Annotated in this window: 10 protein-coding genes and 1 pseudogene; 3 read left to right on the top strand and 8 right to left on the bottom strand. The window is 67.5% G+C overall.

Going from position 1 to position 11,828, the window contains the following annotated elements:
* Positions 1 to 5: 5 nt before the first annotated feature.
* From J7367_RS09580 to J7367_RS09615, 8 genes and pseudogenes are all read right to left on the bottom strand, one after another.
* Complete coding sequence (locus tag J7367_RS09580; RefSeq protein WP_017155935.1) at positions 6 to 980, bottom strand: phosphatidate cytidylyltransferase; 975 nt, start codon at positions 978 to 980, stop codon at positions 6 to 8.
* Positions 977 to 1,609, bottom strand: a complete 633-nt coding sequence (locus J7367_RS09585) for a lysophospholipid acyltransferase family protein (protein ID WP_057658691.1) — start codon at positions 1,607 to 1,609, stop codon at positions 977 to 979. The genes J7367_RS09580 and J7367_RS09585 overlap by 4 nt, the downstream gene beginning before the upstream one ends.
* Complete coding sequence (locus tag J7367_RS09590; protein WP_057658693.1) at positions 1,606 to 2,244, bottom strand: CDP-alcohol phosphatidyltransferase family protein; 639 nt, start codon at positions 2,242 to 2,244, stop codon at positions 1,606 to 1,608. Before J7367_RS09590 ends, J7367_RS09585 begins: the two co-directional genes overlap by 4 nt.
* The gene (locus J7367_RS09595; protein WP_057658695.1) at positions 2,244 to 3,740 is read right to left on the bottom strand and encodes a TIGR04222 domain-containing membrane protein; all 1,497 of its coding nucleotides are present in this window, start codon (positions 3,738 to 3,740) and stop codon (positions 2,244 to 2,246) included. Before J7367_RS09595 ends, J7367_RS09590 begins: the two co-directional genes overlap by 1 nt.
* A complete protein-coding gene (locus J7367_RS09600) occupies positions 3,737 to 4,183 on the bottom strand; it encodes a hypothetical protein (RefSeq protein WP_057658697.1) in 447 nt (148 codons plus the stop codon). The genes J7367_RS09595 and J7367_RS09600 overlap by 4 nt, the downstream gene beginning before the upstream one ends.
* The gene (locus J7367_RS09605) at positions 4,180 to 5,517 is read right to left on the bottom strand and encodes a phosphatase PAP2/dual specificity phosphatase family protein (protein WP_209028918.1); all 1,338 of its coding nucleotides are present in this window, start codon (positions 5,515 to 5,517) and stop codon (positions 4,180 to 4,182) included. The genes J7367_RS09600 and J7367_RS09605 overlap by 4 nt, the downstream gene beginning before the upstream one ends.
* Positions 5,514 to 7,272 (bottom strand): annotated as a pseudogene (locus J7367_RS09610) (bifunctional alpha/beta hydrolase/class I SAM-dependent methyltransferase). Before J7367_RS09610 ends, J7367_RS09605 begins: the two are co-directional and overlap by 4 nt.
* An 85-nt stretch (positions 7,273 to 7,357) precedes the next feature.
* A complete protein-coding gene (locus J7367_RS09615) occupies positions 7,358 to 7,975 on the bottom strand; it encodes a CDP-alcohol phosphatidyltransferase family protein (RefSeq protein WP_057658700.1) in 618 nt (205 codons plus the stop codon).
* A 72-nt stretch (positions 7,976 to 8,047) separates the two neighbouring features.
* Here J7367_RS09615 and purH point away from each other — a divergent pair, with 72 nt between their 5' ends.
* The 3 genes from purH to purD all read left to right on the top strand — a co-directional run.
* A complete protein-coding gene (purH, locus tag J7367_RS09620; protein WP_057658702.1) occupies positions 8,048 to 9,631 on the top strand; it encodes a bifunctional phosphoribosylaminoimidazolecarboxamide formyltransferase/IMP cyclohydrolase in 1,584 nt (527 codons plus the stop codon).
* A 24-nt stretch (positions 9,632 to 9,655) separates the two neighbouring features.
* Complete coding sequence (locus J7367_RS09625; RefSeq protein ID WP_007967896.1) at positions 9,656 to 10,501, top strand: hypothetical protein; 846 nt, start codon at positions 9,656 to 9,658, stop codon at positions 10,499 to 10,501.
* Between the two features lie 33 nt (positions 10,502 to 10,534).
* On the top strand, positions 10,535 to 11,828 hold a 1,294-nt coding region (purD, locus tag J7367_RS09630), incomplete at its 3' end, for a phosphoribosylamine--glycine ligase (RefSeq protein WP_057658704.1).

The following is an 11,828-nucleotide window of genomic DNA, read 5'->3' on the forward strand; positions in this document are numbered from 1 at the left end:
GGCGATCACGCCCAGCCATAGCGAATCAGGTGGAAAAACACCGGCGCGGCGAAGCAGACCGAATCCAGGCGATCCAGCACGCCGCCGTGACCTTCGATCATGTGGCCCCAATCCTTGATGCCGCGATCGCGCTTGATCGCCGACATCACCAACCCGCCGAAAAATCCCATCAGGTTGGCCACCAACGCCAGGCCGAAGGCATGCCACGGCGCGAACGGGGTGATCCACCACAGCGCCATGCCGAGCAGGCTGGCCGACAACACGCCGCCGATGAATCCTTCCACCGTTTTGGACGGCGACAATTTCGGCGCGATCAAGTGGCGCCCGGCCAGTTTGCCCCACACGTACTGCAGCACGTCCGAGGACTGCACCACGATCACCAGGAAGGCGATCAGCAGCAGATTGCGCCCGGCATAACCGGGAATGTCCAGGTTCAACAGCGCCGGCACATGCGAAATGCAGAACACGCAGATCATCAGGCCCCACTGCACTTTGGCGGTGCGTTCCAGATAACGCGTGGTGTCGCCGCCGATGGTGGCCAGGATGGGTAACACCAAAAACGCGTAGACCGGAATCAGCAAGGTGTACATGCCGTACCAGCCGGTCCACACCAGGCCGTATTGCCACGGCAGCACGATGTAGAACGCGGCCAGTAATGCGTAGTAGTCGCCACGCCGGGTCGGGGTCAAGGTGATGAACTCGCGCAGCGCAAACAACGACACCAGCGCGAACAAGCCGATCACGCCGGCGCGACCAAACACGAACGCAAGGCCGACCACCGCGGCCATCACCCACCACGCACGGATGCGGGCGACCAGGTTATCCAGCACGGCGCTGGGGCGTTCGCGTGCGCGCCAGCGCAGGGTTTCGGAAATCAGCGTGGCGATTGCCAGCACCAGCGCGATACCGCTGAACAGCCACACCGTCTGCTGATGCATCGAAGACTGCTGCAACTGCCCGCTATACACATACAGGCTCATGCGCGGGTCTCCAATTGATCCGGCGACAACGCCAGCAACGCCGCACGTGCACGCGCCAGAAACGCATCCTTGGTTTCGTCCGCATCCAGGCGCAACGGCGCACCAAAGGTGGTGGTACACAGCAGCGGCAACGGCAACCACTTGCCCTTGGGCATCACGCGCTTGAGGTTATCGATCCACACCGGCACGAACTCCAGTTCCGGGCGTTGCCGTGCCAGGTGATACAGCCCGCTCTTGAACGGCAGCACGCCATCGTCCGGGTTGCGCGTGCCTTCGGGAAACAGGATCAACGAATCGCCGGCGTCCACCGCATCGCACAGGCATTGGATCGGGTCGCGCGTGCGCTGCGCCGGGTCGCGTTCGATCAATACGCCGTTGAAGACCGCATGGATCAGATAGCGCCGCAGGGCGGTGCGCTGCCAGTAGTCGGCCGCCGCCACCGGGCGCACTTCATGGCGCAGGCTGGCCGGCAGCGACGACCAGATCAGCACGAAATCGCCGTGGCTTGCGTGGTTGCCGTAATACACGCGGCGTTCGTTGGAGGGCGCGCAACCGCGCCACAACGCGCGCGCGCCGGTCAAGGTACGAATGGCGCCGCTGCAAGCGCGCGCGATCAAACGGGCAATCATCTGTGCTCCAGGGTGCGCACGATCGTGCGCAGTCGTACCGCCACCGTCAGCAAGGCACCGGCGATCAACACCGTCAGCGCGCCGATCAGCACCCACGCCGCAAGACGCGGCTGGCCCATCCATTGCAGCGGCAAGGCCAGCGCGCCTGCCAGCGACAACCACTGCATGCGTTGCACGCGGCTCATCGGCCCCTGGCGCGGCTCTGGCGTGCCGCAGGCCAGGCCCAGCATGCGTACATCTGCGGTGGCCACGCAGCACAGCGCTGCGGCCCACCGCAGTTGCGCAGCCCACGGCAGGCCGGCCTGCAGTCCATAGCCCAGGCCCACGCAGACCGCCACATCGGACAACCGATCGGGCGCATCGTTGTAGACCTCACCGGCGCGCGAGACCATGCGCGCCTGGCGCGCCAGCATGCCATCCATGCGGTTGCACCACAGCTGCCCCTGCAGCCCGAGCACCGCCAGCAGCAGTGGCATGGCTCCTTCGCGCGCAGGCGCGCTCAAGCCGATGTAGAACATCAGCCCGGCCAGCGCCGCACATGCGATGCCCACCCACGACACGCCATTGGGCGTGGCGCCACGCCCGCGCAGCACGCGCGCCCAGTGCAGCCGCCGCTGTTGCTGTCCGTGTTGCATCAGTCGCCTCCGCCGCCGCAGCCACCACAGCCACCACCACCATCGCTGCTACCACCATCGCCGCCGCTGTCGCCGCCGCCCCCGCCGCAGCTGCTGCCACTGTCACCGAGGTGGCCGTGCGGCGTACGCAGGCTGTGGTAGTCCGCCCAGGGGGTTCCGATCAGTGCCGCAGTGCCATACAGCGCCAGCACCTCACCCGGATCGCCGCCGGTGCGCGCGGCATCGCGTCGCCGCGTCTGACGCAGCGTCGCAAGGCGCGCCTCGCCGCCGAGCGTGCGCCGCACCGGCACCAGCGCAAAGCCCAGCACCAACAATGTGGTCAGCACCATCAGACACAGCAGAGAGCCCACCGGGTGGTTGCCCTGCACGCCGATAACCAGCTTGCACAGGCCAAGCACCCATACCAGCGCCACCGGCGCGGTGCATGCCAGACGCACCTTCCACGCCTGCGCCCGGCTCAGCCACAGGCCCTTGTCGATCAGGCGCTGCTCCAGCCGTGCGGCCAGCGCGCGCAATGCGCGCAAGGCCAACACCGGGTCTTCGGTGGTGCGCACCGCCTCCAGTGCCGGCTCCAGCGCGGGCGGGACTGCAATCTGCCGGTGACCGCGCACCCAGTGGCGTGCCGGTTCGGTTGCGTCGCGCTCCAGATACACCGCATTGCGCACCAGTAACTCGGTGAACCACAGGTCGGCCACGCGATCGGCACCGCCGCCCAGATACGCAAGCTCGCTGGCATCCAGTGCTGCTGCGCTGCGGCCGCGTCGCAGCGCCCGTCGCAAGCATGCCGCCATCGACCAGGCCAGACCGATCAGCGCGATGAACAGCGGCAGGAAATACACGCCGCGCCAGTGCAGCGGCGACAGCGCCCCGCCATTGGCCGAGCGACAGGCCATGCCCACTGCCACCGCGATGATTGCCCACGCGACGACGGCATACGGCACACCGCGCTGCGGCCCAGACAACTGCGGCGCACCGCGCAAGGCTTGCAAGGTCTGTTCGGCAGTGTGCCCGTGCAGCGGATCCCGCGTCGATCGCTGCGGCCTCGCCGCAGGCCACCATTGCGCCGGCGGCTCGCCAAACTGCGTGCGGTAACGTTCCAGCGTCTGGCGGTACTGCGCCTGGAAACGCGCCTGTTCGCCGGCATCGCCGCGTCCGGGTTGATGATGCAGCGTGGTCTGCAGCACGTGCGGGCAGAACTGCTGCCAGTACTCGCGGGTGTCGGTCAGATGCGTATGCCAGACCTGGTCGACCAACGGGCTGGGGGTGACGTCGTGGGCGTCGGTGCAGGCAAGAAAACAGAACCGTCGGTACTCCTCCACCAACGCCTGCGCTTGCATGGTGCTGCACTGTGCCTGCTTGGCCACGCGCCGAACGAAGGCCGCAAACGCCGCGTCGTCCTGGCCAAAGCGGTAGCCCTGCAGCCGCTGCCACAGCGCCCGCTGCGCTGGCGTGGCGTGTTGCGGTTCGCGCTGAGCGGAATCGGGTGCGTTGCTCATCTGAAGATCCTGAGAGCGAGCGCCGCAGCCACCGACAGCAGTTGCACCACCACGCTTGCCAGCTGCCAATGCAGCAGGCGGCGCATGCCGGCCCAGCGCGATGCCCAGTCGCGTGCGGGTGGCAGCTTCGCCAGCAGGCCGATGGCATGCATTGCCGCATCGAGTCGGTGCGCGGCCTCTTGCTCGCTGCCACCGCAGCATTCGAGATGCGCGATGGAGGCCGCCAGCAGGTCGGCATCCAGGCCCACGCGAAACGCCCAATAACGCTGCACCACGCCCGCCAGCACGCTGATGGCATAGCTCAACTGCATCAATGGCGGCGCCTGCGTAACACCAAGCAAGCCGATGGCCGCTGCCAGCAGCAGGAGTGAGAAGCGGTCCAGCGCTGCCCCTTGGAGCAGTACGGCGCGCATGGTCGCCAAGGTCAGCGGGGAGGTGTTCATTGCGCTCTCCGTTCGGGGATGGCGTTGCCGCCGTCCTGCACGCCGCATGCCGCTACGATCGCCACGCGATGCGCATGCCCAAGCACGATCGACGGCCGCACGGCGCGTAGCTGTGCGATGGCCGCATCCACATCCCGGGCGCGGCCGCTGCGCACCAGCCAGGCGGCCACGCTGGCAGCACTGCGCGAATAGCCCAGTGCGCAACACACCAGCACCTGGCCGTGCGCACGCGCCTGCGCGATCGCCAGCGCCGCCTCGCACAACTGCGCTGGCGACGGTGCGAGCAGATCGAGCATCGGCACCACACGGTCCTGCGCCTGCGCGGCGTACAACGAGAGCTCTGCAGACACGTCCACCACCGCAGCACGCTCGTCGCGCTGGCCGGGCAACGGAATCCGCCCCAGCCACACGCCATCGCAGACCGCGCGCGGCGACGGGGCGCGCCACGTCCAGAGGCGCGAGTTGCACCATGCCGCCAGCAGATACGGCGCATACAACCAGCGCGCGGCAAGACTCAGGCGCCCATTGCTGCGCTTCTGGAATCCGCTTGGCCCGAGCAGCGCGTAATTCAACGCAACCAGCAGCAAGGCCAGGGCGATCCACAGCAACCACAGTCCTGCACCGCCGCTCCATCGCGCCAGCGCAGCGCTGACCAGCGCGCCGGCCAGATACATCGCCGCCAAGCGCCAACGGCGCAGGTCGCGTGCAAACCATGCCTGCGCGAACGGTGCAGCGATACGCTCAGGCCACACCCACACGCATAGCCAGCCCACCGCGAGCCCGGTGGGAATATCGAGAAAGTGATGCTGATACGTGGTCAGTAACGACACACCGATCACTGCGAACCAGGCATGCAGCAGCCAGCGCCACACCCCGCAAAGATGCTGCGCATAGCGCACCCACAGCACCACCAGCAGCACGATGTGCAGCGATGGCGCCTGATTGAAGGGTTTGTCGAAACCCAGCAGCACCGCGAACAGCCAGCCGAACACGCCCCCGGTCTCGGGCCGCACGAAGCTGTAGCGCAGCGGCCACAGCAAAAAACACGCCACGCAGATCAGCTGTGCGCTGAGCAAGCGCAGTGCGTGGGTGTCCAGCTCGCGGCGATTGCGGCAGACAAAAAACGAGGCCGCATAGAACACATCGATGGACCAGTACGGCACGATGGTCCACGGCCAGAACGGCATGCCGCGTTCCCAGCCGAACACCACCGATGGCACCTGCGCCGCCCGCCCGGCCAGCATGTTGGCCAGGCCGTAACTGAGGAAGAAAAACGGCCCCAGCAACGCCAGCCACAGCGCGGCACGACCGACTGGGCGCCCAGCGTGGCTCATGCGTCGATCCGCTGCGCCATCGACACGGTGAAGATGCCAAACGCATCGATGCGTTGCGCCACCTTGCGAAAGCCCGCTGCTTCCACCAGGCCATCCATCTCCTGCTGGCTCCGCCGGCGCATCACCCAGGCCACGCCATCGCGGTGACTGGTCAGCGCGCGCGCGATGAATTCCAGCTGCGGATGCCAGGGCTGACCGGTGTAAAGCAGATAACCGCCCGGCTGCACCGCCGCGGCCAGGCCGGCCAGCGAGCGCGCGACCTGGTCGTTATCGGCAAACAATTCGTACAGGCCCGAGACCACCGCCAGCGTCGGTGCCGGTTGCACGGACGCCAATGCTGCAGGGTCGAACGCATCGCCTTGTTCGAAACGGGCGATGTCGCCAGCGCCCAGCGCCTGGATCAGCGCAGTGCCCTGGGTCACGTTGGGCGGGCTGAAATCACGCAGCACGATCGCATCGGCACGCCGTGCGCCGCTGCCCAGCGCCTGGAGCACATAGCGGCCGTGCCCGGCTGCGATGTCCAGGACGCGTACCGGCTTGCCGGCGCCACGCAAGCGCGCCGCTGCCTCGCGCAGCAATTCGCCCAGATGGCTGCTGCGGATGCGGATGCCGCGCCAACCGATTGCGTTGAGATACGTGCGGTCGATCATGCGGCCCAGCGGCCCGCGACCACGCGCCTGATTGCGGTAGATGTAATCCAATGTGCTGCCGGAATCGAAGCCGGTCTGCAGACCAAGCGCGATGCCCTCGGAGAGCTTGCCACCCAGGCGCAGGCCGGCACGCACGCCGCGCCAGCGCAGGTCCTGCAGGCTGTTGCGCTGCGGTGGCCAGGCCAGCCGCTCGGCCTCTTCGAAACTGGGGCCGGCACGGTGCGCATTGCGCAGCGCGGCACGGACCGGCGGCTGCGCAAACCGCGCTTGGACGAACTGGCGGATATGCGCGATGGCAATCGCGATCGCGTTCGCCCAGGGTGTCGTGGAAAAACCCCGGCAGCCAGTGGCGCTGCTTGATCGGCGAGCGCAGGTTTTCGTAGAAGCGATCCTGCGGGCCGCGATGCACCACAACATCCGCGCCGGAGACCAGCAACTGGGTCGGCACGGTGATCGCCTGTGCATCGTCCACGACGCGATCGGCGGCCGCGTACAGGCCGAGCAATACGCGCACCGAAATCGGGCGGGTGATCAACGGATCGGTGCGATAGCTCTCCACGCGCGCCGGATCATGCGTCAGCCATTGCGGCTTGACGTAGCTGTTGACAAAGAAGTTACCGCGCAGCGCCTGCAGCAACGCCAATCCGGCGCGTGCGAACGGCACATACAACTTCACCTTGAACGCCGGCGATGCCAGCACCAGCGCGCGCAGCGGCGGGGCGTAATCGTGTACCCAGGTGGCGGCCACCACCGCGCCTACACTCTGCGCAATCACCACGATGTCCTGCACCGCGATGCCGTGGGTGGCGCGAAGATGCGCGATGAAGCTGTCCAGATCGCGCACCAGCGCCTCGAAGCCCGGCGCATCGCCGCGCACGCCGGGCGAGCGGCCGTTGCCGCGTGCGTCCCAGGCGAAGAACTGCGCATCGGGCATGTCCAGTTCTTGCGCCAGATGCATCACACGGCCAGAGTGCTCATGGCCACGATGCAGCAGCACCACCGCCCTGGGCGTGCCGGTCGCAGCGGCATCGTGCAGCGGCCAATGCCGGTAGAACAGTGGCGCACCATCGAAACTGACGAACTCGCGCTCTAGCACTGTGCGCATCGAAGCATCCTGAAAGTCGAAGAGGTTGAATCGCAAAGATCACCCGCGCGCTGCGCGCCCAGCGGCGCTGCTGCGGGGTGTGCCGCTAGGCGCCTGCCGGCGCCTCGGCCAGGCCGGCGCGCACCCGCCGCCACACCGTGGCCATGCAGGCCAGACTCAGGGCGATGGCCACCCAGGTCACGCCGCGTGCGCCGAGCAGCCCGCTGGACAGACCCACGCCCAGCACGCCGATGACGAACGCGCGGTCGCTCTTGCCCATCGGCCCGTCGTAACGGCGGCTGGCGCCGACCATCAGGCCGAGCACGCCGGCGTATTCGGTCAGCGCGGCCAGCAGCGCGAAGATCCATAGCCACGGTGCGCTCACACCGGGCACGCCAAGCAGGCTCAAGTACAACGCCGCATCGGCCACCACATCGCACAGTTCGTTGAGGTAGGCGCCCAACCGCGATTGCTGGCCGAACTCGCGCGCCAGCATGCCGTCCACCGCATTGAGCGCCATGCGCACCAGCATCCATACCGGCAGCAGCAGATACAGCAGCGGCCGGCTGGGGCCGCCGTGCAACACCACCGTCGCCACCATCAGCGACACCGCCGCTGCGATCAGCGTGACCTGATTGGCGGTGATGCCACCGCGATACAGCGCGCCCACCATCGGTCGCAGCAGCGCCTGGAAGCGTCCCTTCAATGCATAGATCGAGGCCATACGGAGTGTTGAGTCCATTCGAGCGCTGGCGCAGCCTACAATATCGGCTGCTCCGCAACGACATCCCCACCGATGGCCTCTGATTTCCTGCCCGTGCGCCGGGCCCTGCTCTCCGTTTCCGACAAGACCGGCCTGATCGACCTGGCCCGCGCGCTGGTGGCGCGCAACGTCGAGCTGCTGTCCACCGGCGGCACCGCCAAAGCGATCCGCGAGGCCGGCCTGCCGGTGAAGGACGTCGCCGAGCTGACCGGTTTCCCGGAAATGATGGATGGCCGCGTCAAGACCCTGCACCCGGTGGTGCACGGCGGACTGCTCGGACGCGCCGGTGTCGACGAAGCGGTGATGGCCGAGCACGGCATCGTGCCGATCGACCTGCTGGTGCTGAACCTGTATCCGTTCGAGTCGGTGACCGTGAAAGCCGATTGCACGCTGGCCGAAGCGGTGGAAAACATCGACATCGGCGGCCCGGCGATGCTGCGCAGCGCGGCCAAGAATTTCGCGCGCGTGGCCGTGGCCACCGACCCGGCGCAGTACGCCGACCTGCTGTCCGAACTGGAGGCCAACGACGGCCAGCTGTCGGCGGCCAAGCGCTTTGCGCTGTCGGTGGCTGCGTTCAATCGCGTGGCGCAGTACGACGCGGCGATCAGCAACTATCTCTCGGCAGTGGCCGACAGCGCCGAGGCAGTGCCCACGCGCAGCCCGTTCCCGGCGCAGATCAATTCCAACTTCGTCAAGGTGATGGACCTGCGTTACGGCGAGAACCCGCACCAGTCCGGCGCGTTCTACCGCGACCTGTATCCGGTGCCGGGCACGCTGGCCACCTTCCAGCAGTTGCAGGGCAAGGAACTGAGCTACAACAACCTGGCCGATGCCGATGCGGCGTGGGAATGCGTGCGTCAGTTCGATGCCCCGGCCTGCGTGATCGTCAAGCACGCTAACCCCTGCGGCGTGGCGGTGGGCGCGGGCTGCGGCGATGCCTATGAACTGGCCTACGCCACCGACCCCACCAGCGCGTTCGGCGGCATCCTGGCGTTCAACAACACCCTGGACGCAGCGACGGCAAAGGCCATCCTCGATCGCCAGTTCGTGGAAGTGCTGATCGCGCCCGATTACGAGGCCGGCGCGCTCGAATACGCCACCAAGAAGGCCAATGTGCGCGTGCTCAAGATTCCGCACGGCAATGGCCTCAACAACTACGACACCAAGCGGATCGGCTCGGGCCTGTTGATGCAGTCGGCCGACAACCGCGGCATGTCGCTGGGCGAGTTGAGCGTGGTGACCCAGCGTGCGCCCAACGAGGCGGAACTGGGCGATCTGCTGTTTGCCTGGCGCGTGGCCAAGTACGTCAAATCCAACGCGATCGTGTATGCCAAGGACAGCCGCACCATTGGCGTGGGCGCCGGGCAGATGAGCCGCGTGGTCAGCGCCAAGATCGCCGCGCTCAAGGCCGAGGAAGCCAAGCTCACCGTGGCCGGCTCGGTGATGGCGTCCGATGCATTCTTCCCGTTCCGCGACGGCATCGATGCTGCGGCTGCGGCCGGCATCAAGGCAGTGATCCAGCCCGGCGGTTCGATGCGCGACGGCGAGGTGATCGCGGCCGCCGACGAACACGGCATCGCGATGGTGTTCACCGGCGTGCGCCACTTCCGGCATTGATGTCACCGGCACAGGGATAGGTCGATGCAGCGTTTGCGTAGTTTCGCCGCGTGCCTTGCTACCGCCGTGCTGTTGAGCGCGTGCAAGCAAGCGCCTGCGCCCGCTGCGGCGCCGGGTGCCGCGGCACCTGCCGCGCCCAGCAATGGCCCTCATCTGAGCCGCACCGAGCGGCTGGATGGGTTCTTGCGCACGCGCTACGGCGCCAAGGCCGGCCTGGCCGCGCAGTGGAGTGGCGAAGCCGACGGCTTCAAGGCCGACAGCGACGTCTGCGCCGAACAGCCGGTGGTGGTGGGCGATCAGGTGCAGCAACTGCTGGCGGTCTGCCACAGCCTCAGCGATGCCGGCCACGGCAACCCGGGGCTGATCGATTTCTTCGTGCTGCGTGGCGATGGCGACGGTTTCAAGGTCGTGGTCGAACGGCTCGCCGATGGCTACGGCAGCGACGGCCAACCCGGCAGCGTGGACGTCCTGCGTCTGGGCAGCGATTTCTACGGCTTTGCCGTGCACAGTTTCTGGATGGGCCAGGGCCTGATGCTGGAATCGCAGGATCTGGTCGTGCCCGGCCCCAAGGGCTTGGTCAATGCCGGCTCGCTGCGTGCGCATATCGACAACAGCGGCGCACTGGCCTGCGACGACGACGCGCGCGAGCCGGACCAGACCCAGGCGCAATGCCTTGCCGAGGCCTTCGACGTGGATTTCGCGCTGGAGGTGGACAACAGCGCGCCGCAGGCGCGCACCTGGCCGCTGCGCATCCACGAGCACGGCAGCGATTGCGGGGTCGCCCTGGACAAGACGCACGTGTTCGCGCTCGACACCAAGACCTGGACCTACCCGTTTCCCAACGCACTGCAGCGCGAAGGCTGCAGATAGCGCCCCCTTCCCCCGTACTAGCGAGCAACTGCCTTGAAAATCCTCGTCATCGGCTCCGGCGGCCGTGAACATGCCCTGGCCTGGAAGATCGCGCAGTCCGCGCACGTGAGCGAGGTGCTGGTGGCACCGGGCAATGCCGGCACCGCCACCGAAGCCAACTGCCGCAATGTGGCGATCAAGGTCGACGACCTGGATGGCCTGCTCGCCCTGGCGCAGCGCGAAGCCGTCGCGCTCACCGTGGTCGGCCCGGAAGTGCCGCTGGTGCTGGGCGTGGTCGATCGCTTCCATGCCGCCGGCCTGCGCATCTTCGGCCCCACCGCCAAGGCCGCGCAGCTGGAAGGCAGCAAGGCCTTCGCCAAGGATTTCCTCGCCCGCCACGGCATTCCCACCGCGTATTACGCGGTGCATACGGACGTGGACGCCGCGCTTGCGTATGTGCGCGAGAAAGGCGCGCCGATCGTGGTCAAGGCCGATGGCCTGGCTGCCGGCAAGGGCGTGATCGTGGCGATGACACTGGCCGAGGCCGAAGACGCGGTGCGCGACATGCTCTCGGGCAATGCGTTCGGCGATGCCGGCGCACGTGTGGTCATCGAGGAATTCCTCGACGGCGAAGAGGCCAGCTTCATCTCGATGGTCGATGGCACCCATGCCTTGCCGATGGCGACCAGCCAGGACCACAAGCGTGTCGGCGACGGCGACACCGGCCCCAATACCGGCGGCATGGGCGCGTATTCGCCGGCCCCGGTCGTCACCCCCGACGTGCATGCGCGGGTGATGCGCGAAGTGGTCGAACCGACCGTGCAGGGCATGATCGCCGACGGCGTGCCGTTCACCGGTTTTCTCTACGCCGGGCTGATGATCGACGCGCATGGCGCGCCCAAGGTGATCGAATTCAACGTGCGCTTCGGCGACCCGGAAACCCAGCCGGTGATGTTGCGCCTGCAGTCGGATCTGGTCGATCTGCTCGAGGCGGCCATCGACGGCAGGCTCGATGGCGCGCATGCGCAGTGGGATCCGCGCCCGTCGCTGGGCGTGGTCATCGCCGCCAGGCCTTACCCGGACACGCCGGTCACCGGTGAGGTCATCACCGGGCTGGACGCGGTGTCGGCCAGCGCCAAGGTCTTCCATGCCGGCACCGCGTTGAACGCCGCTGGCGAAGTGGTCAGCGCCGGTGGCCGCGTGCTGTGCGTTGCAGCCCTGGGCGACAGCGTGCAGGACGCCCAGCGCACCGCCTATGCCGGCCTCAAGCCGATCCACTGGGCCAGCGCCTTCCAGCGCAGCGACATCGGCTGGCGGGCGATCGCGCGCGAGCAACAGGCGCAGGGCT

Origin of the sequence: Xanthomonas sp. D-36-1 (assembly GCF_017746155.1) — a bacterium.
Taxonomy (GTDB): Bacteria; Pseudomonadota; Gammaproteobacteria; order Xanthomonadales; family Xanthomonadaceae; genus Xanthomonas; species Xanthomonas cissicola.